Raw genomic sequence first — 26,980 nt, 5'->3', positions numbered from 1 at the left:
ATAGAACTTTACTTACAAAGAAAACACCAGATAAACAGAAACAACTAGCGACACAGATAAACACAGCAAAAGCCGCGCGGTATAAGACATGCAGCCATATTCAGACAATAAAGGCCACAACGAGAATCAGCCTACCTTTTACTTCCATGACTACGAGACCTGGGGGGCTAATCCGCATGTGGATCGCCCGGCGCAGTTTGCCGGTATCCGCACCGATGCGGAGTTAAAACCCGTTGGCCGCGCACTTAAACTGTATGCTCAGCCAACGCCGGATTTTTTGCCCAACCCGGAAGCGGTTTTAGTTACTGGTATAACGCCGCAACTGGCCCTAAATCAAGGTGTTAACGAAGCAGACTTTAGTCGCGCCATTCATGAACAATTTTCGCAACCTAATACAACGGTGATCGGGTATAACAATGTTCGTTTTGACGATGAAGTCACCCGCACGCTGTTTTACCGCAACTTTTATGACCCTTATGCCTATGCCTGGCAAAACAATAATTCACGCTGGGATTTAATCGACGTAACCCGCGCTTGTTACGCACTGCGTCCTGACGGCATCACCTGGCCCGACAACGCTGAGGGACGCGTAAGTTTGCGGCTTGAGCATTTATCAAAGGCCAACAATATTGATCATGGCCAGGCGCACGATGCAATGTCCGATGTTTATGCAACGATTGGACTGGCTCAACTGATTCGTGAAAAACAACCTAAATTGTGGCAGTGGGCCTATAAAATCCGTCGCAAAGCGGCATTGCTGGATTTATTTAATTGGCAGCAACCGCAGCCTCTGGCCCACGTTAGTGGCTTTTATGGAAGTGATAACCGCTATTTAAGTGCCGTGTTACCCATTGCTTTTCATCCGCGGCAGAATAACGCGGTCATTGTTTGGGATTTACGCTGTGACCCCAGCGTGCTTAACGAGTTAACGGTCGAACAAATTATTGAGTATACCTACACCAGTAAACATGAGTTAGCGGCTAAAGGCCTGCCACAGTTAGGGCTGCAGTTAATCAACTTAAGCCGCTGCCCGTTTCTCGCCCCCATCAATACTATTTCTGCGGAAGCTGCCGATGCTGCCCAGCTAGACGTCGAGCAAGTTAATCAACGTGTACAATGGCTAAACCAAGCAGCTAGGGTGCGGGATAAACTCACCACCGTTTACGAGCAGGAACGGGAGTTTGCAACTAAAGACGATGTTGACCTGCAGATCTACCAGGGATTCTTTAGTGATCAGGATCGCAATAACATGGCCATGATCCGCGAGGCCAATCCACATCAATTAGCAGGGTTGCAGTTAAATACCGCCGACAAGCGTTTGCCGGAATTGTTATTCCGCTATCGCGCCCGCAATTTTCCAGCGACCTTAACCGACAAAGAACTTGAGCGCTGGCGTCAGTTTTGCCAACAACGTATGCTAGCGCCACCGGATGGCTTTTTATCTGCCGAGGCCTTTATGCAGCGCTTAGAGGAGCTGGCCGGTCAGCAAAACGAAAACACCCACAATTTGCGCTTGTTAAAGTCGCTTTATGACTATGCGGCCTCGCTGTGATGTGATACAAAATTGTTATGGTTAAAAAAACAACATAACAACTATGACCACCCATTATCGCCAGCACCACTACGATTATATTATCGTTGGCGCTGGCTCCGCCGGCTGTGTGCTGGCTAATCGTCTTTCCGAAAACGGCAAACATCGAGTTTTATTATTAGAGGCAGGTCCGGGTTCAGGAGGCTTCTTCTCGTCTATGCCGTCAGGGTTTGCGCGCTTTATGCATTCGCGTAAATTTAACTGGCTATATCGCAGTCAACCCACGCCGGCATTGCGTAATAGTCAGGGTTTATACACCCCGCGCGGCAAAATGCTCGGTGGCAGTAGCGGTATTAATGCCATGATCTATACCCGCGGACTAGCATCTGACTACGATGGTTGGGCTGCTAACGGATGTGATGGTTGGTCCTACAAGGATTTACTGCCCTACTTTAAAAAAGCGGAGGGCAATCAGCGTGGCTCAGACGCCTATCACAATGATTCCGGGCCACTTAAGGTTTCTGACGTCCCCCCATGGTACAAGGTATCGAGACGATTTTTAGCCGCCTGCGCGGATTACGGACTACCGTTTAACCCGGACTTTAACGGCGAGCAACTGGAGGGTTACGGTGCCTACCAATTTACCATCGCTAACGGTAAACGCTGTGGCGCATACGATGCTTACTTAAAGCCCATTAAAGACCGGCGCAACTTGGTTATTTTAAACGAATGTCTTACCGAGCGTGTATTGTTCTCAGACCACACTGCCAATGGTGTTTGTTATCGACGTGCCGGCCATCGCTATGTAGCCAGCGCCAGTAAAGAGGTCATTCTTGCATCCGGTGCGTTTAACTCTCCACAACTATTATTGCGCTCCGGCATAGGCCCTGCCACCGAACTGGCGCCGCATAATATCGAAGTGATGGTTGACAGCCCTGAGGTTGGTAAAAACCTGCAGGAACACGTTGATATCTCTATTCACGTTAAAAACGCCCGCCGCGACGGCATGACGTTAACGCCTTTTGGGCTGTTGAAAATGGCACCGGCATTTCTTAGGTATTTGCTTAAAAAAGACGGTCAGTTGGCGCGTTCACTGGCAGAAGTTGGTGCCTTTATTCGCTCTTCTGATGCGGTTAGCGAGCCGGATATTCAATTGCATTTGTTACCAGTCATGTTTAACAACAGTGGCTATGATTGGTGGCCTACGCTTAAACACGGCTTTACCTGTCATGCCTGCTTGTTACGGCCACGCTCACGCGGTGAGGTGACATTAAATCCCGATAACCCACTAAAAGCACCACTGATTAACTATGGCTTTTTAACTGATAAAGCAGACCAAACCGACCTCATCAATGGTATCCGCAAAGCACTGGCTATTATCGAGCAACCTGGCCTGGCAGCGCACAATGGTGGGGTATTGTTCCCCCGCCCCGTGGATGATGACAATGAACTACTGGCACAAATTCGTCATCAATGTGGATTAATTTACCACCCTACCAGTACCTGCCGGATGGGTGCTGATGAGCAATCCGTTGTTGATCCACAACTAAAAGTGCGAGGCGTTAAGAAGTTAAGGGTGGTTGATGCGTCAATTATGCCAACAGTGATTAGCGGCAATACCAATGCACCGACTATTGCTATTGCAGAAAAAGGCGCCGACCTGATTAAAGCCGACGCCTAGTAGGTCGCGCCTTGGGCGCGACAAAAGCAAGTCACAAAGAGTCGCGTCAGGACGCGACCTACTTAGCTTTGTTGCCTACACGTAATAGTCTAGCCAATGATGGAATAAGGATTAATGCACCCAACATATTCCACAAGAACATGAAGGTGAGCAATATGCCCATGTCCGCCTGGAACTTAATTGGTGAGAAGATCCAGGTTGCCACACCAATGGCCAATGTCAGGCCGGTAAACGCGACCGCTTTGCCGGTATTTTCTAATGCATAGTGATAGGTCTGTTGCAGATCCATACCCTGCTCCAAGCCTTCTTTCACTTTACTGTAGATATAAATCCCGTAATCAACACCGATACCAACACCGAGTGCGATAACCGGTAAGGTTGCCACCTTGATGCCAATACCCAGTACCGCCATCAGACCCTGACTCATGATAGTCGTTAACATCAACGGTAACACGATACAGGCGACTGTGCGCAAGCTGCGGAAGGTGATCAGGCACAGCGCTATAACGACGCCATAAACCCACAGTAGCATTTTGGTTTGCGCGCCTTCGATTACCGAGTTGGTTGCCGCTTCGATACCGGAGTTACCGGCCGCCATCAACAGATCCAAACCTTCTTGCTGATACTGGCCGTTAAACTCCTCCACCGAAGCGACGACGTTTTTCAGTGTCTCGGCCTTGTGATCATCCAGGTAGATGATGATTGGCGCCATAGAACAGTCATTATTAATGAGTCCGTCAGGAATTCGACTTAACGAAGCGTTAGTAACAAACTGGTTACGATTTAAACTGGACCATTTCAAGTTACCTTCGTTAATCGCAAACATGCCCATTTTCGACACATAAACTATCGACTTAACGTCCTGCACACCGGCGGTGTTTTCCATATGCCAGCTAAAGCGTTCCATCAACTCCAAGTTTTGATAGGCAATACATTGCTGTGGCTCGGTTGCTGCCATCACCACAAAAATATCCGTGCTGGAGCTGTAGTTATCAACAATAAAGGCATTATCCTGATTGTAGCGACTATCAGGACGCAATTCCGGAGCCCCTTTATCAAGGTCGCCGATTTGTAATTGCTGGCCTTGGTACAAACCCCAGCTCAGCATAGCAAGCGCAACGACCAATGCACTGTAAGCCCACTTGGGCTTAGCAAACTGTTCGAAAAAGTGCACGATCGGATGCTTTTGCTGTTGCGCTTTTTGTTGATAGTCGACACCGTTTTTAGAGATACCAAAAAACGACATCAAAATCGGCAATAACCCGAGATTCGTTAATACCACCACGGCCACGCCAATACTCGCTGCAATGGCTAACTCTTTGATGACTTCGATATCGATAACCATCAGCGTGGTAAAACCAATAGCATCAGATACCAGTGCGGTTAGGCCTGCAATATAAAGGCCACGGAAAGCCAACCGCGACGACTGCATTTTGTCGTAACCGTGGGTCCGGTTATAGCCAATGGCATTGATAATCTGCACACCATGAGATACGCCAATGGCAAACACCAAAAACGGCACCAGCATCGAATACGGATTAATGCCACTGCCAATTAAATCAATGATGCCAAGCTGCCACACCACGGCGATAATCGAACATGCCAGCACCGCGAAGGTGCTGCGCCAACAACGACTGTAGATGTACAACATCACCAGCGTAATGGCGATAGCCAACAAGAAGAATAAGCCGACCTGATAGGCGCCCTCGATAAGATCGCCGATCAACTTAGCAAACCCGGTAATATGCAGTTTAACTGAATCGGATTGGTACTTATCACGAACCAACTCCTCGAGCTTTTGCGAGAAATCGGCGTAATCAAGCTTTTCGCCGGTGTCAGGATTAACCTCATCAAGCGGCACGTAAATGATAGTCGATTCAAAGTTATTGGCGACTAGGTTGCCGACTTCGCCCGAGCGCAACACGTTCTCGCGCAATTGCTCAACCGATTGCTCCGAGCCATCATAGCCATCCGGAATAACCGGGCCACCAACAAAACCTTCTTCGGTGACTTCCATCCAGCGGACATTTGGCGTCCACAAACTGCGCAACCCTGAGCGGTTCACACCCGGGATAAAAAACACCTCGTCGGTGATATTTTTTACAGTTTCCTGAAAGTCAGCATCAAAAATATCGCCCTCGGTATTTTCCACCGCGATGCGTACGACATTACCCAGGCTGGATAAATCACGTTGGTATTCAAAATAGTTTTGAATAAACGGATGCTGCGTCGGGATCATTTTAGTAAAAGACGCATCAGGACGCACTTGCGCTGCGTTGTAACCTAAGAATGCTGTTAATAGCGCAAAGATTACCAACCACACCCAACGAAAATTAAAAAGTAAGTTTTCCAGCAGCGAGGGCTTTTTTTCAAAAACTTGTTTATCCACGTTACTGCGCTCCCTGAGCTGTTAACACAGCCTCTTCTTTACTGATGCGTGCCGGCCAATATAAAAGCCCGCTACGCCCGGTTAAGACTTTTTCATCGCCAACCTGAATAATGTCAGTGATGACGGCGTTACTGGGGTGGGAATACTCTTTTGCACTAAGCTCGGTATCGATTTGTACCAGCGTACCCGAATTACCCACTAGCCATTGATGACCATTACCATCAGTTAAACCCGCAGATAAGTTGGCATTGGCTGCACTTTCGACTTTAATATAGGACGCGCCTAAATCATCACTGTAAAAAATATTGCCGCGCAACCCATAGGTCCATAAACGACCCTGGTTATCAAAGTGCGCGCCAAAGAATGATCCCGGGTACGGAGGAGGAACTGCCTGCCAGGTCTCACCGCGATCCCGGCTACTATAGGCAGTGCCGGCTTCACCCGCGATAAAAAGATGATCGCCGTTCTGGCTGATCGCGTTTAAATGAAAGCCATTGGGGTTATCCAACTTATCGTTCAACAAGTCCCAGTTAGCGCCACCGTCCGTGGTTTTGACCAAGGTGCCATAAGCGCCAATCGCAATCGCAATGTCATTGCTCAACGCAACGATATCCAAAAAGGGTTTGCTGGGGCCACTTTCCTGCTGCGCCTGTTGCACGTTTTCTAATTGAAACTTAGCGGTATCGAGATCCCACTCTAAATCGCCAACGTCAGCATCATCAGCTTGCTCGATTGCCGCTTCGAGTTCGGTAATTTGCCGCTGATAAAAACTCGCTTCAAGTTCCAATAATTTGAAACCATCCAGCACACGTTGCCAGCTGTCGCCGCCGTCAGTCGATTTAATAATGACACCATGGTGACCCGTTGCCCAACCGTGTTGCGCATCACTAAAGTCGACGCTGGTTAACAATACACTGGTCGGAACAGACGCCTGTTGCCATGTGTTAATATCTTGTGAGTCAGATACGATAATGTTGCCATGTGCGCCTACAGCGACCAAACGTTCGCCTGCGCGCGCAACTTCGATTAAAATCGATTCTTTAATTTTATTTGATGTTAGTGCCGGTGCTTCAATCACTTCATACTCGGCGGCAGACCCAGAGTCCGTACTGCCTTCCTGTGCGATTGCATTCATGCTTAGCGTACCTGCAAGCAACAACCCGACATGGGTTGGGGACAAACGCATGGAACCTCCTGCTTACCTAAAATGTCATAGGATTGTATAAGGTTAAGAATATTTGAAAACCTTTTTTGTCCATTTTCCTGCTTTTTTTAATTAAACTATTGCCTGACAGGTCGAACCTCTGGCAAAGTGATGTACGAAAGTAGAACAACAAGGAAAATTATAATGAACAAACTGATGCTCAAAGCTGGTGTTTTTGCCCTCTCGGTCATCTCCGCTAGCGTTGCCGCGAAAGTCAGTCCGGAAGAAGCGGCTCGCTTAGGCCAGGATTTAACGCCAATAGGCGCCGAGAAAGCGGGTAATGCAGACGGTTCTATCCCCGCCTGGGACGGTGGTTACACCGACGAAAGTGTTGAGGAAGTTCGCGGTACCAATCCGTTTGCCTCTGACGAAATCCTTTTTACAATCACGCATGACAACCTCGAACAGTACAAAGAAAACCTGACTCCTGGTCAGATTGCGATGTTCGAGAAGTATCCAAGTTACAAAATGAATGTGTACCAAACGCGTCGTTCAGCGACCTACCCTGATGCCCTGTGGCCGCAGATTCAGGAAAATGCTGAGAATGCGGAGTTGGTAGCTGGTGGTAACGGTATTCAAAATTATTCAACTACCACGGTGCCGTTTCCGATCCCTGGGAATGGTGTCGAGGCAGTATGGAACCATATTACTCGCTATCGGGGTGGTGCCGTCACACGTAATGTGGCGCAATTCCCTGTGCTGTCCAATGGTGACTATGTACCGGTTGAACTAAAAGAAACTTTGGTGTTCCCTGAGTACCTGGCAACCGGTCGCGAAGCCGATGACGACAACGTGCTGTTTTACTTCTTGCAAGAAGTTGAAGCGCCTGCTCGTTTAACCGGTACGGTGTTGCTGGTACACGAAACCATTAACCAGGTAAAAGAAGGTCGCCGTGCTTGGATCTACAACGCCGGTCAGCGCCGCGTTCGTCGTGCACCTAACGTTGCTTACGATGGACCGGGTACCGCTGCGGATGACTTGCGTACCTCAGATAACCTGGATATGTACAACGGTGCGCCGGATAAGTACAACTGGGAGCTGAAAGGTAAAGAAGAAGTTTATATCCCGTATAACAACTTCCAAATCATGGATCCTGAGCTTGATTACAAAGATATTATCCAAGCCGGTCACATGAACCAAGACCTCATCCGTTATGAAAAACACCGTGTTTGGGTTGTCGAAGGCACACTTAAAGACGGCGAGCGCCATATCTACTCTAAACGTACTTTGTACTTAGATGAAGATACTTGGACAGCATCATTGGTTGACCATTACGATGGCCGCGGTGAACTGTGGCGTGTTGGTGAAGCGCTGAATACGCAGTTTTATAACGTCAATGTGCCGTGGATGGCCGCTGAAACGTTATATGACCTTGATTCAGGCCGTTACATCTCACTTGGCTTAGGTAACGAAGAACGAGACTACATGGACTGGGATATCGAACCCAAACGTGAAGACTTCAGCACTAACGCCCTGCGTCGTGCGGGTATTCGTTAATTTGGCTTTAGCCACACCAAACCAAAAAAGGCCTCGAAAGAGGCCTTTTTTCTATCCCGGCAAAGCCCTAACCCCTTGGTTTGGGCGCTTCGCGCGGTTTGGGGACTGCGGCCGGTTTGGGCGCTTCGCGCGGTGTAAGGTGTTAATCCTTCCAATCACCCGCTAGCTTGTCCAGGCGTGCCATCAGGCTTGAGGTGTCCCAACGGCTTCCGCCCATGGCCTGAACTTCGCCATAAAACTGATCGAGCAATGCCGTTACTGGTAAAGCTGCACCTCGGCGCTGAGCTTCTTTTAAAGCAATACCCAAGTCTTTGCGCATCCAGTCGACCGCAAAGCCATGTTCGTACTCTTGATCCCACATGGTACGGTAGCGATTGACCAACTGCCAGGAACCGGCTGAACCGGCACTCACTGCTTCGACTAATTTATCCGGGTCCAGACCCACTTTACGCGCCAGATGCAAGCCCTCTGCTACCCCCTGAACCGCATTAGCAATACATATTTGATTAACCATTTTAGCGAGTTGACCGCTGCCGGCCGGGCCCATCAATACCCGAGTCTTGGCATAACACTCCAATACCTGTTGCGCTTTATCAAAGGTTTCCTGCTCACCACCGACCATGGTCGTCATAACACCATTTTCCGCACCCGCCTGGCCGCCGGAAACAGGCGCATCCAAAAACGCACCTTCTTTCTCACGAACAGCTTGATCCAGCTCTTTGGCCAACTCCGCTGACGCGGTAGTATGGTCAATAACAACAGCGCCCGGCTTTAATTGCGCTAACAAGCCATCATCGCCATAAAATACGCTGCGCACGTCATCATCGTTGCCCACGCAAACCATAACAAAATCGCTGTCTTTTGCAGCCTCCGCAGGAGTTGTACCCATTCGTCCCTGATACTCGCTAACCCATTGTTCAGCTTTGCTGGCTGTGCGGTTATACACACAAACGTCAAAACCGGCATGTTGTAAATGCCGCGCCATGGGGTAACCCATCACGCCAAGTCCGATAAACGTACACTTCATGGTTGTATCTCCTTACTAGGTACTCTGACTTTAATAAAGCTCTTGAGAGTGGTGGCTTTGCCGGCATTCGGCAACGGGTAAAGCTCGCCATCAATTTCCAAAGCCGATGCAGTAAACGTAAATTCGTTATCGCGGGTTACTTTAACCAAGGGGTGGCGCATATGTTTGCCACGTAATACCGACCATAACACACCGAGTAATTTTCGCTTTGACGCAGCCGCAACAACAACCTGCGTTAATTGACCATCCCGCCGTTTGGCTGTGGGTGCCAGTTGTATTCCGCCGCCAAGGTAACGGCCAACTAACACCGAGCTTAACACAGGCGTAGATTGACCCGTATAACGATATCGCAACCACCAGCCAAGCACGCCTGTGAGGTAACTAAATTTGCCCAGCCAGCGTTTCATACCCGCCGATTGTTGTCGTATTAAATCTACCGGCAAGCCATCACTCGCAGCATTCAAAAAACGTATGCCGTTAATTTCGGCTATGTCCAGTTGTCGTTGACTCAGTAACTCCTCTGGCTGCATTCTCCAATCGGCGCTATAAAGACCAATATCGCGGGCAAAGTCGTTACCGGTGCCACAGGGAATGACAGAAATTAATAAACGCTGAGCTTGCTCCTCGGTTAATTGGTTAACTAACCAGTGAGCCGTGCCGTCTCCGGCCAGCAAAATCACCTCGTTAGCGCGCTCCAGCAAGCGGTGCAGATTTAATATATCAATGGTTTCATCAGCCTGCGTCTTAAGCGTTAGCACATCATGCCCTTGCTGCTGCAACCAGTTTTGATATCGGGGCTGCCAATGTCGAGCGCGTCGACTGGCGCCATGTTCGATTAACAAGATCGTCATACGGGCTTCTCGATCAGCCAGTGTTGGTAACGACCTAATTCTTTAAACGGCGATTGCTGATTGTATTTAAGTTCCAGCTCCAGTAGCTCGTCAAAACGCTGCTGATCTTCGATATCGCGCAAATAATCATGAAAACAGCGCACACCGGTTTGTTGTGTTACGTTCAGGCCGGTCTGCTTTAACCAGCTTAAAACTTGCTCAGGATCATGCGGCGTTTGCGGGCTCAAACGCACGGTTTTCTTTACTTTTAAGCCGCGAGCAATGTAATCAAAGTTACCATATACCGCATTTGCCATCAGTTGTGCATTACGATTATAAAACATCAACGACAGCACCCCGCCGGGCTTCAGTAGCTCTGATAATTGCCGGATTGCCTGTTGTCCATCCTCTACCCACTCGAGCATGGCATGGCATAAAATCAAGCTGAACTGTTGTCCGGGCAATTGACTCGGTAACTCGTTAAGCGGTGCAGCAATGTATTGCGCAAAACGCCCTAAACTGAGTTGCTCGTGCCGTTGCTGAGCCTCTTGCACCATTTCCAGCGATATATCGGTGTGAATGAGGTGATGCCCTTGCGCCAAAAACCATTCGTTTACCTGCCCCAGCCCTGCTCCAACATCCAAAACAGTACGTTTAGGCCCGTCAATTAAAGGTAGCAGGTCTCGCTTAAGCACCGCCATGCGCAGTCGGCCTTTGGTACTGTCATAAATATTGCGGGCGAATTTTTTACTGATCCCGGTAAAGTCACCACGCTGCGCTTTCGGCTGGCCGTGCTTTTTATTTTTGGCCTGACTCACGCGGGGTTATCCACGTCAATGAATTCGACATCTAAATCAAACTGCTGTTGCAAGTGCTCGCCCAAAGCCTTTGCGCCGTATCGCTCGGTAGCGTGATGTCCGGCAGCATAAAAGGCGACACCCTGCTCTCGGGCACTGTGAACCGTTTGTTCCGATACCTCGCCGGTAATAAACGCATCAACACCCAATGCCGCAGCTTGATCAATAAAGCCCTGCCCACCGCCGGTACACCATGCTAACCGCGTGATCTGACGGTCCACCGGCACATAACAGGTCAATGGCCGTTGTAATCGTTGCGCTAACTCCTCAGCCATTGCATCACTTGATTGCGGAACACAACGACCAATAACCAGCGCACAAGCAGGATCATACGCATCAGCGGGTCCTTCAATCTGCCAATCCATGAGTTTAGCAAGCTGCGTGTTATTGCCCCAATCCGGATGAACATCTAAAGGCAAGTGATAGGCTAACAAGTTAATCTCGTGCTGCAGTAAACGTTTAATGCGCCGTTGTTTCATACCAACAATAGCCTGGGGCTCATTCTTCCAAAAGTAGCCATGATGAACCAACAGTGCGTCCGCGTTTGAGCTAACAGCATGTTCAATAAGTGCCTGACTTGCAGTAACGCCGCAAACAATACGCTCAATACGGTCACTGCCCTCGACCTGAAGGCCATTAGGACAAAAGTCGCGGATTTTATCAGCGTTCAACTGCTGATTTAAATAGGCCACTAATTCATCACGATTTACTGCCATACGGCGAACTCCCGATAGTTGTTGTATCGATCTAATACGGTTATCCGCTAAATTCTACCCGAAATTAGACAATAATCCGAAAAAACGGTATAAACAGTGGTGTAGCGTAATTTTTGCACGAAAATGTTATTTAATTTGAGACCGAATAGGAATCGTTGAATGAGCAAACTGGACAAAGATAAAGTACTTGCCGAGTACGAAGAAGCGTACAAGAAGGCGCATGGTAAAAAGCCGACTATCGAGGCAAGTAACGGTTGGTATAGTGTCGATGGTGGCAAAAATGTGCGCCTGGCGCAGTTAGCGGAAGAAGCCAAAACCTTAGCCGGCGGAAAGACTGCAGAGAAAAAGGCACCTGCGAAGAAAACCGAGAGCAAGAAGCCAGCGTCGAAAGCCTCAACGGCTAAGAAACCGGCCGCGAAAAAAGCTCCGGCGAAAAAGTCGGCAGCTAAAAAGTCATCAGCAAGTGGTGGCCTGACGGCAAAAGAGTTGTGGCGTCAAAAACTCGAGCAAGATGCGACCGAGTGTCGTCTACCGAGGGGTACAGCCTAATACAAAAGGTCGCGCCCTGGGCGCGACCTAGAGGACGTCGGGATTTTTCCCGGCGACCTTGTCAATAGGGACCTTAATTTTGCGGTAGCGATACACCAGAAATTGATTACGCTTTAGATACACTTTCTCAGTACCAAAGTCTGCCTGGCTCACAAGGTAGCGCCCGTCATTAAGCTCTTCTTTTACAATACCCAGCTTTCCCGCATGTTCTCCGCGTTTTACAAACACGGTTTGCCCGTTAATTCTGGGGTTGTTATAAGAAAATGTAGGTCCGCTCATGTTCTCTGCTATTCCTCTGGGTACAGACTGCTGCGCCATTATACTCAGGTTATCGGCAGTGAACAGCGGATCTTAACGTTTGTCGGCCTAGCGTTTGCCGATATAGAGCGTTATTTCACCCACTGGAATACCGAGTTTGTACATTTTGGTGCGGTTGATCATGTTGTCTTCGTCGATCAAGTACATCCAGTCATCCAGGCTCAATGCCATCGTGCTACCGTCTTCCATGGTCACGTTAAGCACGTATTGCCAGTTAAGTGCATTACCTGCTGTAGTACCAACCGCTACGCCCTCGACATCGCTTGCACGGCCTTCATAGGTATTGGGACCGGTTTTGGTTAGTTTCCATATCCGTTCCTGAGTGCTGCCGTCAGCGTAATAGAACTGTTCGTCCAGAGTGCCTTCGTTGCCATCCCAGGTGCCGACCATCTCGACCCGAAAGCGTTGAATAACATCATCCGAATAATCTTGCACCGTTCCGTAGGCAACCAGTTCACCATTGAAAAACTCTTCCAGTTGCAACTTGGGTTCACGCCCCTGATAGTCTTCGATACTAGTAGAGCATGCGGTAAGCCCGAGCGCGGTAACAAAAATAACAGCAAAACGTTTGAATAACTGACTCATGAGGATGCTCCTGTTAGCTCATCACGCTCGTCTTCATAGCGCGACTCGGGCGATAACCAAATCGCTAAAAACTGTTCGGTAAAGGTGGAATTTTCGATCGTTCCCAGCAACTTATCGCCTTGGTAAAAATCTGCATGACCGTCTTCGTTTTCAACCAACGCCAGACAATCCCCTTCTTTTATATTGGGCCAAATTTGGTTAAGCGTATCTAACCACTGTTGCTGCTCTTGGTGATCAAATCCGAGGCGTTGCCATTCTTCGGCTGTCTTATCAACCAAGTCCGCGACCTTGATGTCGCGTAGATAATCTAACACCAATGTTTTGCGCTGCTGTTTTCTTTGCTGCCAGTCAAAGTCGCCATTGGTCGTAAACAAGCGGGCATCGTAAACGTCCCAAAACAGCACACTTAAACGAGTTTCACCCACCTTCGTTTGCTCATCCGGCACCGCAACATCGCATTGACTTGCAAGCGCTAATGACGGACTCAAAACAGACATCAAGCCAACTACAAAACTTACATTAAGGAGTTTGTTCATAACACTAACCTCTCGTTGTCACCGGCTTTCAGCGCACGACAAAAAAACAACATAAACAACGCCCAGACAATGGCATAGGTCACTACCAGCTGAATAACCGAATCACTGGTGCCGGCACCAAAACTGACGCCAACCCAGTAACTGAAAGGGCCGGATATAGCTCCCGCCAACGCCGCTATTGCCGGTTTTTCGGCAAGCCAGTCTAACGACAGCGGTGCCATTGCAGCAAAGCCGACCCATAAGAACGCCAGCCATAGCGGGAACAAACCGCCAGTAAAGTCTATGGTGCCCAGCCCCGTCGCTATAGCTTCGAGTAAAAGTCCGACCGCCAGCAGTTGTAAAATAAGCCGTAACCGGATTTTGGCGACAAATAAGCTGTAAACAATTTGCACAACAACCAAAGCAGCGGTCAGCCAAATGTAATCCGCTCGTCCTGCAACCGCGGACATCCACAACACATTAAAGATGACAAATGCGGCAATCTTGTGCTTCAATGAATCACTCATAACGCCCTTTACTCGCTGTTAACTGAACAACAGAAACGGACTCTTCTAAAAATCCGCCCTGGCAATAACTAAAATAGTAATTCCACAAGCGCGAGAAGCGCTCGTCATAGCCCAATGGCTCCAGCTCAGCACGCTTGCTGTTAAAGGCTATTTGCCAACGCTTAAGGGTTTCGGCGTAACTCTTACCCATATCCTGAACGTTACGAACAACCATCTGAGTTTGCGTCTTGTATAACTGCGACATAAGCTGTATCGATGGCAAAAAGCCACCCGGGAATATATGTTTTTGAATAAAATCCACCGAGCGTGAATAACTGTTATAGCGCTGATCGGCTATGGTTATTGCCTGTAATGCCATGATGCCACCCGGCTTCAACCTGTCGTTACAGGTCTTAAAAAACGTCGGTAAATATTGTTTACCAACAGCCTCTATCATTTCGACTGATACCAGCTTGTCATACTGACCGGTTAGGTCCCGATAATCCTCTTTCAACAGAGTAATACGGTTTTCCAGACCTTCGGCTTTTACCCGTTGCTGAGCATACTGATATTGCTCTTCAGAAATGGTCGTGGTGGTCACGTGGCAGCCATAGTGTTTTGCGGCATAAATAGCCAAGCCACCCCACCCGGTACCAATTTCTAACAGGCTATCGGTGGGCTGCAGATCCAACTCACGACACAAACGATCAAGTTTTTGCTCCTGCGCTTGCTGCAAGCTGTCGTCTTCTGACAAAAACAACGCGCTCGAATACTGCATGTGCGGATCTAAAAACCGTTTATACAGTTCATTACCCAAGTCGTAGTGCGCGGAAATATTCTTTTTTGCTTGTTGCTTGTGATTGCGATTGGCCCAATGATTAATCTTATTAATTGGAAAGCTTAGCCAGGCAATACGTGACTCAAGCTTATCTAAAGCCGGTAAATTGCGGGCAAAGATCTGAATGACCGCGGTTAGGTCGTTGGTATCCCAGGTTTTATCGATGTAAAGTTCAGCAGCGCCAATACTGCCACCCACTAACAGTCCACGGTAAAAGCCCGGCTTTTTAACGTCGATCTCCGCACGCAGGTCGCTATGTTTTTGACCAAACTGGGCAACCATGCACCCTTGTTCTGTTAAAACCAGCGTACCGTACTGCAGATGGCTCAGTATTTTCATCGCCAGGCCGCGAAATAACTTGTCCATGCCTTTAAATTCAAAAGGTGCCGCTAGCGCACTTTCACCATTTGCCATGGTTTTTTTCCTCTTGTATAACTGCTCGTGTTAAAACACGTATCGTTTTAAATAAATTGTTTAGGGATGGCCATAAAATGGTGTGCGTTTTACAAACAGCTTAAGCGCCTGCCAGTAAATACCGCCGATAATTTTTGCTGCCATCACCGGTGTTGTTTTAATTACGCGCTTAATCTGTTCTCCGTTTAACGGCGAACGCGATAATTTCATACCGGCGACAAAGTCTTTTTGCTCGGTCTCTGCCGCAAGTTGTATAAAACAGTCGTCTTGCGGTGGAGTTATCTTCCAGCGGTAGGTCATATCCAGCGGGTTAAAAGGTGAAACGTGAAACGCTTTTTGCGTGGTTGCGTCTGGTTTGGCGAGATCCACCAAATAATAATGGCGTTCTAACCAAGGCGTGTTACTAACTTCAGCTAACATCATGGTGTACTCACCATCTTGTTGCAGGAAATAAAAGTTAACCGGACTGAAAAACAGCCCGAATGTACGAATGTTGCCCATAAAAAACACTCGCCCCTGCAACGTCTGCCCGGCAAGCTTAGACATTTTACTTAATGCCGCCTGCTGTAAATCGCCGGCTTCGTCCTTCAGGTAGTCTTTGCGCCTAAACCAAAGTGGCGCAAAACCTTTAGTCGAAAACCAACGCGACTCGCTGTGAGCTTGCTCTAGCTCATCCAGTGCAATAAACCACTGCATAAAGCGGTAGTTAAAGGTGTGTTGCGTGGGGCGATAGCGTTGATGAAACACATCGCCCCAGTAGATACCGCTACTCAACGCCATCTTCGTACTCGTTATTGATCGCTAAACTGGGGTCAATACGATTAACCACGTCGATGGCACTGCGAACACCATCCTCGTGAAAACCGTTATACCAGTACGCACCACAATAATGCGTATGTCTTTGACCACAAATCTTATCTCTTTGTTCACGTGCACGTAGCGACGGAATCGAATATTGCGGATGATCGTAACTAAACCGGCGAATAACCTTTGCCGGATCAATCGCTGCAGTATTATTAAGCGTAACGCACAATGTCTGCTCGGTACGCAAACCCTGCAGAATATTCATGTTGTAAGTAACTGAACTGGGTTTGCTCGCCGCGTCACCCTCCGTGCGCAGCAAGTAATTCCAACTTGCCCAGGCCAGCCGTTTTTTCGGTAGTAGTCGGGTGTCAGTGTGCAGCACAACGTCATTGGGCTGATAATCGATAGCGCCGAGTATCTCCTGCTCATCATCACTGGCATCACCCAATAGCCGCAGTGCCTGATCACTGTGCGCAGCAATCACGACTTCATCAAAATATTCGCTTTTACCATCGCTAAATTTAATCTGCACCTGCGCTTGCTGGCGAATGACTTGGCTAATTTCGGTCGACAGATGAAGACGCTCGGCATAAGGTTTAGTTAGTGCCGGGATATATGACTTGGAGCCACCGTTAATGGTATGCCACTGCGGACGGTCGGCAATATTGAGCAAGCCGTGATTTTTGAAAAACCGCAAGAAGAAGCCTAACGGAAACTGCTCTGCATCCTCGATGCTGGACGACCAAATTGCCGAGATCATGGGTAGCAAATATAGACGCGCAACGTCGTCTGACACCTTAAGCTCGCCTAAAAATTCACCCAGTGTTTTCTGATCAACGTCTTCGCCGTTCTCTAGCGCGGCCTTAGCGGCGTTATTAAACTTAACGATACCGCTCAACAATTTGTAAAAGCGCGGCTTCAGCAGATTGCTGCGCTGCGCAAACAAGGTGTTGAGAGTATGGCCATTGTATTCAAGACCCGAACGTGGGTCAGTAACACTAAAGCTCATTTCTGTGTCACGCCAGTTAACCTGCAATTCACGCAACAGGCGTTTAAAGCGCGGATAGGTTTTATCGTTAAATACGATAAAGCCAGTATCAACGGGCACTGTCTGGTTGCCAACCTTAATATCGACGGTGGCAGTGTGACCGCCGATGTAATCGTTCTTTTCAAAAACCGTAACGTCGTGCTTTTTACTCAAATAATACGCCGCGGTCAGGCCCGCGATACCACTACCAACAACTGCAATTTTCATTCGCTCAGTTTTCCTTGCTAAGAGTTCTTTGCCATACGCCGTGATAAGGCGATTTGCATTCCTTGCGGCAACAACGACATAACCCGTAACATGCCACTAAATAACGCGGGAAAACCAATATCCCGTTTGCCTTTTTCAATACCCTTGCGAATAGCCTTGGAGGCAAATTCGACACTCACCCGCATTGGCATTTCAAAATCATTGGCGTCAGTCATGGGTGTTTTTACAAAACCCGGCGACACGCCAAGTACGTCAATGCCATAGGCTTCTTTTAAATCGACTTCTAAGGTGCGGGTAATATATTCAATAGCGGCTTTCGAACCACCATATGCCTGTGCTTTGGTAAATGGCAATAGCCGTGCCAGGCTACCGACAATGACCAACTTACTGCCCTCAGGCATGATCGGCAACAATGCTTCCACAGTATTCATGGTGCCAAACACGTTTACACGAAATACGCGCTCAAACATACCGGCATCAAACTGTTTTACGTCGAGGTATTCACACATACCAGCACTTAAAATGGCTAAGTCGACACGTTCGATATCGGCAAGTGCCTGTTTTGTGTTTTCGATATTAGTAATGTCGAAGCGCAGTGTTTTGATATTATCCCGATCAATATCGGCTAACTCATCCAATGCCTCTTGATTGCGTCCGCAAGCAATCACCGTATGCCCTTGTTTGGCATAATCTTGCGCCAGTTGATAGCCGATCCCGGAGGTGGCCCCTGTTATTAATATATTCATGAGTCCGTCACTAATCGGTTTTTGATTTTGTCGATCACATAGCCTACTAAGGGCACGTGCTCGTATAACATCGCGCCTAAGTCATAATGATCTTGCTGTTCGCGAATTTTTCCGTCCTCAAACTTTAAGTATGAGACGCCCGGCAGCACGATCTCCATGCCATTACCCAGTTTGGGATGGGCAAAACGCATCTGCCACAGTAAAAAGGCTTTGTCTTCGCCGACACATTCATCGTCAAAGGCAAAATGGCAGTATTCCACGTTTTCCATGGTGTGTTCGAAATACTTTTTAAGATCATCCAGACCCACCACCTGATGAATGGGGTCGGTTAAGCTGGCGTTGTCGTGATATAAGTCATCCAGCTGGTCCAGATTGTCTGTTTTAAACTCGTCATAAAACGACTTCAACTTATCGACTAATTCTTGGTTATCCATTTTTCACCTGCTTAAAAGTTGTTAAAAACCGTTCCCTAGCAGCACTATGGTCCACGATAGGTGCGGCATAATCCTGTTGATTGCGCTGCTTTAACCAAGGATGCGGCCAATGAATGTGTTTGGTCGGAACATCTTTTAACTCGTCTATCCATTTACGGATGTAGCTACCGTCGGGATCAAACTTCTCGCTTTGGCGAATCGGATTAAACACTCGGAAATAAGGCACCGCATCAGTACCTACCGATGCACTCCACTGCCAGCCACCGTTATTCGCAGGAAAGCTGCCATCGATCAGGTTTTGCATAAAATACTGTTCGCCTTTGCGCCAATCGATAAGCAGATCTTTAACCAAAAAGTTTGCCGTAATCATGCGCAATCGATTATGCATCCAGCCGGTCTGATTAAGCTGCCGCATACCCGCGTCGACAATCGGATAACCCGTACGTCCCTCACACCATCGTTTAAAATCACCTTCAGCATCACGCCAAGGCAAGCCCTGGGTTTGCTTCTGATAATTTTCGCCACGGCTCAGGCGCGGTTCAAAAAACATCAGGTGTTGGTAAAATTCGCGCCACGCGAGTTCAGTTAGCCAAGTATCTGCGCCCTTTTCTAAGCCGTGAGGAAAAGACGGCGAAAGCGACTGTAGATTACGTGCCAGCGTTTTAGGCGACACCACGCCAAGCTCAAGGTAAGCCGACAGTTTTGACGTGCCCTCGATAGCAGGTTGGTCGCGCTGCTCGTGGTAGTCAGCGAGGCTATGACCGACAAACTGACCAAACTTACTCAGTACGCTCTGCTCGCCCACAGGCCAATCGCTACTGGTGTCGGTGCAAGGTGCAGGACAGTCCGGGATTTGTGGCGTAACGCTAACCGTTGTTTGCTTTGCTGTTGGTTGAGTCAGTTGCCAATCGGTATGCTCTGCTAATACCTTGCGCCAGGCTTTATTAAACGGCGTAAACACTTTGTAGTAATCGCCCTGCTGGGTTTTCGCCTGACCCGGCGGAACCAATAATAATCCGTGCTTTATTATTGTCGTGACATTGTGATGTTTTAAAGCAACTTCAACAGCCTTATCACGACGCGCCTCATGGACCGGGTATTCGGCGTTAAAATAGACTTCGTTAATTCCATTTTTAGCGCAGAAACCAGAAATAATAGAGCCTGATTGAGAAAATGTATCATGACACTTAACTTTTAGTAATACCCCGCTTGCCGCTAAATCTTGCTGAAATTGCTGCAGGTGACGCCATAGCAAATCGGTTTTCCGGGGTGACCAAAAATGCGTATCGACAAAGGTTGTTTTGGGAAATAGATATAGTGCGTAAACTTTGTCGTGCTCCGAACAGGCTTGCGCTAACGCCGGATTATCCTGAATTCGCAAGTCATTACGAAACCATACCAATGCTGCCATAATGACTCCTTTACAGTCCGTAACGTAGCTTTAAATCTTCAGGGTATGGCTGGATATACCACTGCTGGGCTAGATAGTCGTTGGGAAACTCGCGCAAATAATGGCGGATTAACGTCAGCGGCGCCATAATCGGCAAGATGCCATCGTGATACTGCAATATCATCTCTGACAATTCCTGTTTTTGTTGTGCGCTAAGCTGGCCTTTAAAATAGCCCTGAATATGCTGCAACGTATTAGTATGGTTGCGCTTAGAAGCAGGCTCCGACAGTGCCTGCATTACGTCAATAATGTACTGTTGAGCGAAGGCTTCGTCTATTTTTTCAGCCTCACCCAAACGTTTACCAAGCTCGCGATAAGCCGGCTGATCATGCGCTAAAAGCAGCAGCTTACAGCGGGTATGAAAATCCAGTAGTGCTTTCTTGGTTAGCGGCTTTGGCAACGCTTGCCAATGACCATAAACCCATACGCGCAGGATAAAGTTTTCACGCAAGTGCGGGTCGTTGAGCCGGCCGTCTTCTTCCAGCGGCAATGCCGGATTAAGCTCGCGCAAACGCGCAGCAAAAATACCCATCGCCTCTTTTTGGGCATGTCCTGTATCCGGGTCATAGAGTTTTACCCGCTCCATGCCGCAACTCGGTGACTTTGCGCACAGCACGTAACCGCTCAACTGTTGTGCTTTGAGTTGAATTTTATCCGCAAAATCGCTTAACTTCTGGGTAACGTTGGCACCCGTTTTCGGAATTACCGCATGGACGTCGTTATCGTGCTTTTCCAGACGGATGGTTGGCCGTGGAATCGGTAAGCCGATCCCAACTTCAGGGCAAAAACGTACAAACTCGACATGACGCGACAATTCGTCATCGCAAAAGGCCGAACGTTTATGGCCGCCATCAAAACGCACTTCATCGCCTAATAAACAGGCGCTAATACCCACGGTTAATTTTTTTGTATTCATCAGTTACGTCCAGTATTTACTGCTCCAATAAACCTGTCCTTTATAACGTATTACAGTGAAGAAAAGTTTGCCGATTAACAAATTATTCAGATCCAACTAATTGTGCATTGCGTAACACTTTACAACTCAATCAAAACAATGGCAGTTAGGTAATATGACGCAGTACGAAGAACTACCGCTATTTCCTTTGACAGCTCATGTGCTGCCGGAAGGTCGTTTACGCTTGCGCATTTTCGAGCCACGTTATACCCGTCTGGTGAAACGCTGTATGTCGGAGCAATCCGACTTCGCCATTTGTATGTTTGACCCAAACCAGAGTAAAGAAGCTGAAAATTATATTTTGCCGTTCGGGACGGCGGTCCAGATCATCGATTTTGAAATGCTGGATGATGGCTTTTTAGGCATTACCGTTGAAGGTAAAGACCGGGTTCATATACACGACCACCACGTCGAAAGTGATGGTTTAAACCTGGGTCACGTTGAGCGCCTGCCTGCCTGGCCAAATAAAGCGCTTTCTTCAGACAAAATTGTTCTAAAAGAGCGGCTGGAAGAGATCTTTCAGGTCTACCCGGAACTGGCGAACCTGTACCAGGACGAGCGGTTTGACGAGCTTAGCTGGCTATGCCAACGCTGGCTTGAGATATTGCCGCTGGACGTGCACGCCAAACAACAACTTATAAAGGCAGATAATCCTCTTGAGGTTTCTGAATATCTGCTACAATTAGTCTCGTAGTTACCATTTTTTTCTGACTTTGGTGATCCAGTGACTACAGGATTACGTTCATAGTAAGACAACACGCAACAAAAATATGCAGGTCTAATTATGCAAGTGATGTCAGAGAGAACTTCGCAACGGGGCGTTATGAATACAACCCAACAAGACACTGCCGAGAAGGCAGCTGAGCTTCTTGCTAAAGTAGCAGAGACTCGTAGCAGAGCTGCATTTAGTGAGTTGTTTAGCCATTTTGCTCCTAAGCTGCAGGCCTATGGCACACGTCAGTTTGGCAATGAGCAAACCGCGATGGATTTGGTACAAGAAACGATGACTAATGTCTGGCATAAAGCACATTTGTTTAAACCAGACCGCGGTTCCCCGTCCACTTGGATCTTCACGATCGCGCGCAACATTCGTTTCGATTTGTTACGTAAAAATAAAAAACGCAAGGACGATATCAGTGCCGACGAACTTTGGCCTATCCTTGCTGAACAGAATGATAATTTGGATGACGGTTATGCCTTAGATAATGATGTACTAATGCAAGAAATCGCCCATTACTACGCTCAATTACCTGACCCACAACGGGTGGTGGTTGAAAAAATTTACATCGAAGGCAAGTCACAGCAAGAAGTATCGGATTCGTTAGGCATTCCGTTAGGTACTGTGAAGTCTCGTACCCGACTGGCATTGAAAAAGTTAAAAGAGCTGATTGTAGAACATGATTAAATCCCATCCTAGCGAAGCTATCCTGTATCAGTACGCGTCAGGTGACTTGAGTGCGGCTATGACATTAGTGGTTGGCACCCATGTTGATATGTGCTCGGTTTGTCAGCAAACCGTTTGTGAGATAGAACACGACTTGTGTCACAAGCATTTAGACACAGTGGTGGATACGTTGAGCAAGCCATCACATGGCTATAGTGGTTTAAGTAAAACCGAAACCGATAGCATACTTGAGAAGATCTTTGCCTCCGAGACTAAGCCGTCAGTGCAACCTGATGAACTGATTTGTCTGGAGGGACGGCGTTTTGTATTGCCTCGAACACTGGCACACAACCGCCAACGTATCGGCGACTGGACCAACCTTGTAGGCAAGTTATGGCGCGCTCCCATCGATGTGGGTGACCAGGGCCATACTAACCTCATCTACATGGAGCCCGGCACGCAGGTACCTGAGCATACGCATAAAGGTCAGGAAGCAACGCTAGTGGTCGATGGTGTATTTAACGACGAGAAAGACGTTTACTACAATGGCGACTTTATCTTGCTGGATGCGGAACGTACGCATACGCCTCAAACAACGGCGCAAGATTGTTTAACATTGGCGACCTTAGACGCCCCACTCTACTTTACCTCGGGCATCAGTCGCTTGCTAAACCCATTTAGTAGTTTGTTTTTTAGAGCGTCTGCGTAAACAACGCTTACTCTTTGCTTAAGCAGAAATAAAAAAACCCGAGGTTAATCCTCGGGTTTTGCGTTTTCTACACGGCTTTTGAACTTTTGACCGGGTTTAAACGTAACCACCCGCCGTGCCTTAATAGGAATATCTTCACCCGTTTTTGGATTGCGGCCGGGTCGTTGGCTTTTGGTACGCAATTCGAAGTTACCAAAACCTGACAACTTCACTTGGTCACCGGCTTCTAAAACAGAACGTATCTCCTCGAAAAAGTTCTCTACCAGCGTTTTTGCATCCTGCTTATTTATGCCGTGCTTTTCAAAGAGCATTTCCGCCAATTCTGCTTTAGTCAGCGCCATGGTTTAATCCCTCAAGGTTGCATTAAACTCGTCTTTTAGCGTCGTTACAAACTGTTCAATAAGCTCGTTAACTTCGGCCTCTTCCAGCGTCTTATCAGTATCCTGTAACGTGATACTCAACGCCAGACTGCGTTTACCTTGCGCCAGATTCTCGCCTTGGTAAACATCAAAATAAGTTTAGACCAACTAACTGTTTTACGCCAACATTTTCCAACGCAGCTAACACTTCACCTGCCGCAATTTGCTCATCTAAAACAATCGCCAGGTCGCGTCGAATGCTCGGATAACGAGAAACGGCTGAGCCACCGGAATGCGTCGAACCGCAATGGCATCAAGCTCAATTTCGAACACAAATGCACGTTGGTTTAAACCAAGCGCTTTTTCGTGTTGCGGGTGCAATGCGCCAATAAAGCCAACTTTACGTTCACCTTTATAGATAGCAGCCGACTGGCCCGGATGCAACGCATCATGCTGGTCAGCGACAAAACGGAATAAATGCGCCTCGCCGGTTTTTTGCAGCAAGGCCTCGACATCGCCTTTAACATCGTAAAAATCAACCGCTCGTTCACCTTCAGACCAGTGCTCCGTGTGAGCTTTGCCGGCTCGAATACCGCCTAAGACCGGCTCCTGACGCACGCCATTCTCCGCGGTTTCATCAGGAATAAAACGTAGTCCCGTTTCGACAAAAGCTAAAACTGCCTGTTGACGCTTTTGGTTGTGCGCAACCGCAGCCGCTAAACCCGGCCACAGGCTAACGCGCATTGAGGACATTTCGATAGAAATCGGATGTGGTAAGGTTAACGCAGCCGTTTCGTTAAACAACATGGCTTGGTGTTTAGGGTCAACAAAGCTATAGGTAATCGCTTCTTGATAACCGCGCTCGACCAAGGCATTGGTTAACGTATGACGACTTACTGCGGCCTCTTTGCGGTCGGTCATTCGCAGTTGTGCCGCTGGTGCAGCCGCCTGAATCGCGTTGTAGCCGTATACTCGCGCGACTTCTTCAATAAGATCTTCTTCAATCGCAATATCAAAACGATAAGAAGGCACCTGAACCTGCCACTCGCCATTGTTGTAGGTCACTTCCAGACCCAGACGCTGAAGAATCTCTGTGACTTCTTCATCGGCGATGTGTACGCCCAGCACTTTGGTCAAACGCACACTGCGTAATGTCACCTTAGCGCGCGCTGGCAGATGTTGCTCAGAAACTGCTTCAGTAATCGGCCCGGCTTCGCCACCACAAATATCCAGCAATAACTGTGTTGCACGCTCCATTGCTTTGCGTTGCAATTGTGGATCCACACCGCGCTCATAACGATGTGACGCATCCGTATGCAGACCAAAACGACGAGCTTTACCTAAAATGGCATCAGGCGCAAAAAACGCGCTTTCTAAGAAAATGTTTTTGCTTTCGACGGTCACACCACTATTTTTACCACCGTAGACACCCGCCATTGCTAAGGCTTTTTGCTCATCAGCAATAACCAGAACATCGTCATCAAGCTCAACCTCTTCGTCATCGAGTAACGTCAGTTTCTCTTTGGCCGCCGCCAGGCGCACGTGAATATCGCCTTGCAACGTATCTAAGTCAAACGCATGCATTGGGTGGCCCAACTCAAGCAATACGTAGTTGGTAATATCCACCACCGGATCAATACTGCGAATACCACTACGACGTAGTTTTTCACTCATCCAAATAGGCGTTGGACGTGACACATCAATGCCTTTAACCACACGACCTAAGTAGCGCGGGCATTGCGCCGGCGCATCTAGATGAATCGCCTTTTGCTCGTCAATTTTAGCTGCTACGTCATTAATTTCCGGCTCATTGACGTCCAGACGGTTTAACACGCCAAGTTCACGGGCAATACCACGAACACTTAAGCAATCACCGCGGTTAGGCGTTAGATCGATATCGATGCTGTGATCGTCTAAACCGAGGTATTCGCGATAATCGGTACCGACGGGAGCGTCTTGCGGTAATTCAATAATACCGTCGTGATCATCAATTAAGCCCAGCTCTTTAAATGAGCAAAGCATGCCGTGCGACGGATGTCCGCGCAGTTTGGCTTTTTTGATTTTAAAATCACCGGGTAAAACAGCGCCGACTTTTGCGACCACCACTTTAATGCCCTGGCGACAGTTGGGTGCGCCGCAAACAATATCTAAAAGCTCACCGTCGTTGGTATTAACTTTAGTGACTTGCAGCTTGTCAGCGTCGGGATGCGGACCGCATTCAACGACTTCACCGACAACGACGGTATGGAATTCTGCGGCGACAGGTTCAACACCGTCAACTTCCAGACCCGCCATGCTGAGCTGTTCACTTAATTCATTGCTGTCTACGGCCGGATTAACCCACTCGCGTAACCACTGTTCACTTAATTTCATGATGCCAATGCCCTTAAAATACTGTAATTAGTTGAATTGTTTTAAGAAACGTAAGTCGTTTTCGAAAAACGCGCGCAGATCGGTTACGCCATAACGCAACATGGTTAGACGCTCAACGCCCATACCAAAGGCAAAGCCGGTGTATTTTTCCGGATCAATGCCAACCGCTTTCAACACATTGGGGTGCACCATTCCGCAACCCAGTACTTCTAACCATTTACCGTCTTTACCCATCACATCGACTTCTGCCGAGGGCTCGGTAAACGGAAAATACGAAGGGCGGAAACGCACTTGCAATGACTCTTCAAAAAAGTGAGTGAGGAAATCTTCTAAAATGCCTTTAAGCTGAGTAAACGACACGTCGGTATCGACCATCAAACCCTCGACCTGATGGAACATTGGCGTATGAGTCTGATCGTAATCATTACGGTAAACGCGGCCTGGCGAAATAATACGTAAAGGCGGCTTCTCAACTTCCATGGTACGAATTTGAACGCCCGACGTCTGCGTACGCAGCATCGTTGAGGGAGTAAAATAGAAAGTATCGTGATCGGCACGCGCCGGATGGTTAGCCGGAATGTTCAGCGCATCGAAGTTATGAAAACCGTCTTCGACTTCGGGGCCTTCTTTAACACTAAAGCCCAGGTCACCAAAGAACTGCTCTATCCGACGAATCGTTTGCGTTACCGGGTGTACACCGCCTACAGCGCTGTCACGGCCAGGTAGACTCACGTCTAAACGTTCTGCTTCTAACTTGGCTTTCAACTCTTCGGCTTTCAGCAGCTCTTTACGTGCATTAATACTGCTTTGCACCTGTTGCTTAGCTTCGTTAATTTTCTGCCCCGCTTCGCGACGCTCGGACGGGTCAAGTTTTCCTAAGCCCTTTAACAAATCAGTTAACTGGCCTTTTTTACCCATGTACTGAACACGAACGTCGTCCAGCGCCTGCGGATTATCCGCATTGGCGATAGCCGCTTCGGCTTGTGCAACGATTTCTTGTAATTGCATTGTTTCCCTCAACACTCACGACATGCTTACAAAGCAAAAATTTTAA

Annotated in this window: 26 protein-coding genes and 1 pseudogene; 7 read left to right on the top strand and 20 right to left on the bottom strand. The window is 48.1% G+C overall.

Translation table 11 applies throughout. The features are described from left to right. The first annotated feature begins 88 nt into the window (after positions 1-88). Both sbcB and KZ771_RS04095 read left to right on the top strand, forming a co-directional pair. The gene (sbcB, locus tag KZ771_RS04100; RefSeq protein WP_290654440.1) at positions 89-1,552 is read left to right on the top strand and encodes an exodeoxyribonuclease I; all 1,464 of its coding nucleotides are present in this window, start codon (positions 89-91) and stop codon (positions 1,550-1,552) included. Between the two features lie 43 nt (positions 1,553-1,595). Next, positions 1,596-3,212, top strand: coding sequence for a GMC family oxidoreductase N-terminal domain-containing protein (locus KZ771_RS04095; RefSeq protein WP_290654439.1), 1,617 nt, complete (start codon positions 1,596-1,598; stop codon positions 3,210-3,212). A gap of 58 nt (positions 3,213-3,270) precedes the next feature. Here KZ771_RS04095 and KZ771_RS04090 read toward each other — a convergent pair whose 3' ends face one another. Further along, positions 3,271-5,601 carry an MMPL family transporter gene (locus tag KZ771_RS04090; protein ID WP_290654438.1) on the bottom strand — a complete coding sequence of 777 codons (2,331 nt, stop codon included), beginning with the start codon at positions 5,599-5,601 and terminating at the stop codon, positions 3,271-3,273. Between the two features lies 1 nt (position 5,602). After that, positions 5,603-6,787: a YCF48-related protein gene (locus KZ771_RS04085; RefSeq protein ID WP_290571380.1), complete on the bottom strand. Its 1,185-nt coding sequence runs from the start codon at positions 6,785-6,787 to the stop codon at positions 5,603-5,605. A gap of 162 nt (positions 6,788-6,949) precedes the next feature. Between KZ771_RS04085 and KZ771_RS04080 the strand changes: the two genes are divergently transcribed. Continuing rightward, positions 6,950-8,302 carry a DUF1329 domain-containing protein gene (locus KZ771_RS04080; RefSeq protein ID WP_290571382.1) on the top strand — a complete coding sequence of 451 codons (1,353 nt, stop codon included), beginning with the start codon at positions 6,950-6,952 and terminating at the stop codon, positions 8,300-8,302. A gap of 142 nt (positions 8,303-8,444) precedes the next feature. Here KZ771_RS04080 and KZ771_RS04075 read toward each other — a convergent pair whose 3' ends face one another. Genes KZ771_RS04075 through KZ771_RS04060 form a run of 4 tightly spaced genes read right to left on the bottom strand, consistent with a single transcriptional unit; the run spans position 8,445 to position 11,732 of the window. After that, the gene (locus KZ771_RS04075) at positions 8,445-9,329 is read right to left on the bottom strand and encodes an NAD(P)-dependent oxidoreductase (protein WP_290654437.1); all 885 of its coding nucleotides are present in this window, start codon (positions 9,327-9,329) and stop codon (positions 8,445-8,447) included. Beyond that, on the bottom strand, positions 9,326-10,180 hold the full coding sequence (locus KZ771_RS04070; protein ID WP_290654436.1) for a diacylglycerol kinase family protein: 855 nt from the start codon (positions 10,178-10,180) through the stop codon (positions 9,326-9,328). Before KZ771_RS04070 ends, KZ771_RS04075 begins: the two co-directional genes overlap by 4 nt. Further along, a complete protein-coding gene (locus tag KZ771_RS04065) occupies positions 10,177-10,977 on the bottom strand; it encodes a methyltransferase domain-containing protein (RefSeq protein WP_290571388.1) in 801 nt (266 codons plus the stop codon). The genes KZ771_RS04070 and KZ771_RS04065 overlap by 4 nt, the downstream gene beginning before the upstream one ends. Continuing rightward, positions 10,974-11,732: a Nif3-like dinuclear metal center hexameric protein gene (locus KZ771_RS04060; protein WP_290571390.1), complete on the bottom strand. Its 759-nt coding sequence runs from the start codon at positions 11,730-11,732 to the stop codon at positions 10,974-10,976. The genes KZ771_RS04065 and KZ771_RS04060 overlap by 4 nt, the downstream gene beginning before the upstream one ends. Positions 11,733-11,891: 159 nt before the next feature. Between KZ771_RS04060 and KZ771_RS04055 the strand changes: the two genes are divergently transcribed. Beyond that, positions 11,892-12,281 carry a hypothetical protein gene (locus KZ771_RS04055; protein ID WP_290571392.1) on the top strand — a complete coding sequence of 130 codons (390 nt, stop codon included), beginning with the start codon at positions 11,892-11,894 and terminating at the stop codon, positions 12,279-12,281. 27 nt (positions 12,282-12,308) lie between these two features. Here the strand turns inward: KZ771_RS04055 and KZ771_RS04050 are convergent, their stop codons facing one another. The 11 genes from KZ771_RS04050 to KZ771_RS04000 form a co-directional block, all read right to left on the bottom strand. Next, on the bottom strand, positions 12,309-12,560 hold the full coding sequence (locus KZ771_RS04050; protein ID WP_133538519.1) for a DUF3912 family protein: 252 nt from the start codon (positions 12,558-12,560) through the stop codon (positions 12,309-12,311). A gap of 87 nt (positions 12,561-12,647) precedes the next feature. Continuing rightward, positions 12,648-13,184, bottom strand: coding sequence for a DUF3833 domain-containing protein (locus tag KZ771_RS04045; protein ID WP_290654435.1), 537 nt, complete (start codon positions 13,182-13,184; stop codon positions 12,648-12,650). Further along, positions 13,181-13,720, bottom strand: a complete 540-nt coding sequence (locus tag KZ771_RS04040) for a chalcone isomerase family protein (RefSeq protein WP_290654434.1) — start codon at positions 13,718-13,720, stop codon at positions 13,181-13,183. The genes KZ771_RS04045 and KZ771_RS04040 overlap by 4 nt, the downstream gene beginning before the upstream one ends. Continuing rightward, positions 13,717-14,226: a DUF2878 domain-containing protein gene (locus KZ771_RS04035; RefSeq protein WP_290654433.1), complete on the bottom strand. Its 510-nt coding sequence runs from the start codon at positions 14,224-14,226 to the stop codon at positions 13,717-13,719. The genes KZ771_RS04040 and KZ771_RS04035 overlap by 4 nt, the downstream gene beginning before the upstream one ends. Continuing rightward, a complete protein-coding gene (locus tag KZ771_RS04030) occupies positions 14,219-15,457 on the bottom strand; it encodes a cyclopropane-fatty-acyl-phospholipid synthase family protein (RefSeq protein ID WP_290571402.1) in 1,239 nt (412 codons plus the stop codon). Before KZ771_RS04030 ends, KZ771_RS04035 begins: the two co-directional genes overlap by 8 nt. 60 nt (positions 15,458-15,517) lie before the next feature. Continuing rightward, positions 15,518-16,231 carry a DUF1365 domain-containing protein gene (locus tag KZ771_RS04025; RefSeq protein WP_290654807.1) on the bottom strand — a complete coding sequence of 238 codons (714 nt, stop codon included), beginning with the start codon at positions 16,229-16,231 and terminating at the stop codon, positions 15,518-15,520. Next, complete coding sequence (locus KZ771_RS04020; protein ID WP_290654432.1) at positions 16,224-17,516, bottom strand: FAD-dependent oxidoreductase; 1,293 nt, start codon at positions 17,514-17,516, stop codon at positions 16,224-16,226. The genes KZ771_RS04025 and KZ771_RS04020 overlap by 8 nt, the downstream gene beginning before the upstream one ends. A 17-nt stretch (positions 17,517-17,533) precedes the next feature. Then, entirely contained in the window at positions 17,534-18,262 is a 729-nt protein-coding gene (locus KZ771_RS04015; RefSeq protein ID WP_290654431.1) for an SDR family NAD(P)-dependent oxidoreductase, read from the bottom strand. Continuing rightward, a complete protein-coding gene (locus KZ771_RS04010) occupies positions 18,259-18,696 on the bottom strand; it encodes a nuclear transport factor 2 family protein (RefSeq protein WP_290654430.1) in 438 nt (145 codons plus the stop codon). The genes KZ771_RS04015 and KZ771_RS04010 overlap by 4 nt, the downstream gene beginning before the upstream one ends. Further along, the gene (gene phrB, locus KZ771_RS04005; RefSeq protein WP_290654429.1) at positions 18,689-20,107 is read right to left on the bottom strand and encodes a deoxyribodipyrimidine photo-lyase; all 1,419 of its coding nucleotides are present in this window, start codon (positions 20,105-20,107) and stop codon (positions 18,689-18,691) included. The genes KZ771_RS04010 and phrB overlap by 8 nt, the downstream gene beginning before the upstream one ends. A gap of 10 nt (positions 20,108-20,117) precedes the next feature. Beyond that, positions 20,118-21,062 (bottom strand): DUF523 and DUF1722 domain-containing protein, encoded by a 945-nt coding sequence (locus KZ771_RS04000; protein ID WP_290654428.1) that lies wholly within the window; start codon positions 21,060-21,062, stop codon positions 20,118-20,120. A gap of 154 nt (positions 21,063-21,216) precedes the next feature. Between KZ771_RS04000 and KZ771_RS03995 the strand changes: the two genes are divergently transcribed. The 3 genes from KZ771_RS03995 to KZ771_RS03985 all read left to right on the top strand — a co-directional run bounded on the left by KZ771_RS03995 (position 21,217) and on the right by KZ771_RS03985 (position 23,194). Continuing rightward, complete coding sequence (locus KZ771_RS03995) at positions 21,217-21,795, top strand: LON peptidase substrate-binding domain-containing protein (protein ID WP_290654427.1); 579 nt, start codon at positions 21,217-21,219, stop codon at positions 21,793-21,795. A gap of 90 nt (positions 21,796-21,885) precedes the next feature. Further along, entirely contained in the window at positions 21,886-22,506 is a 621-nt protein-coding gene (locus KZ771_RS03990; RefSeq protein ID WP_290654426.1) for a sigma-70 family RNA polymerase sigma factor, read from the top strand. Beyond that, a complete protein-coding gene (locus KZ771_RS03985; RefSeq protein WP_290654425.1) occupies positions 22,499-23,194 on the top strand; it encodes a ChrR family anti-sigma-E factor in 696 nt (231 codons plus the stop codon). Before KZ771_RS03990 ends, KZ771_RS03985 begins: the two co-directional genes overlap by 8 nt. Before the next feature lie 44 nt (positions 23,195-23,238). Here the strand turns inward: KZ771_RS03985 and KZ771_RS03980 are convergent, their stop codons facing one another. From KZ771_RS03980 to pheS, 3 genes and pseudogenes are all read right to left on the bottom strand, one after another. Beyond that, positions 23,239-23,535 (bottom strand): integration host factor subunit alpha, encoded by a 297-nt coding sequence (locus tag KZ771_RS03980; RefSeq protein WP_290654424.1) that lies wholly within the window; start codon positions 23,533-23,535, stop codon positions 23,239-23,241. Positions 23,536-23,538: 3 nt separating this feature from the next. Beyond that, positions 23,539-25,926 (bottom strand): annotated as a pseudogene (gene pheT / locus KZ771_RS03975) (phenylalanine--tRNA ligase subunit beta). A gap of 27 nt (positions 25,927-25,953) precedes the next feature. Next, positions 25,954-26,934 (bottom strand): phenylalanine--tRNA ligase subunit alpha, encoded by a 981-nt coding sequence (gene pheS / locus KZ771_RS03970; protein ID WP_133538534.1) that lies wholly within the window; start codon positions 26,932-26,934, stop codon positions 25,954-25,956. Positions 26,935-26,980 lie beyond the last annotated feature (46 nt).

This window comes from Idiomarina sp. (genome assembly GCF_019431395.1).
Lineage (GTDB): Bacteria > Pseudomonadota > Gammaproteobacteria > Enterobacterales > Alteromonadaceae > Idiomarina.
This window is presented reverse-complemented; position numbering and strand designations above follow the sequence as displayed.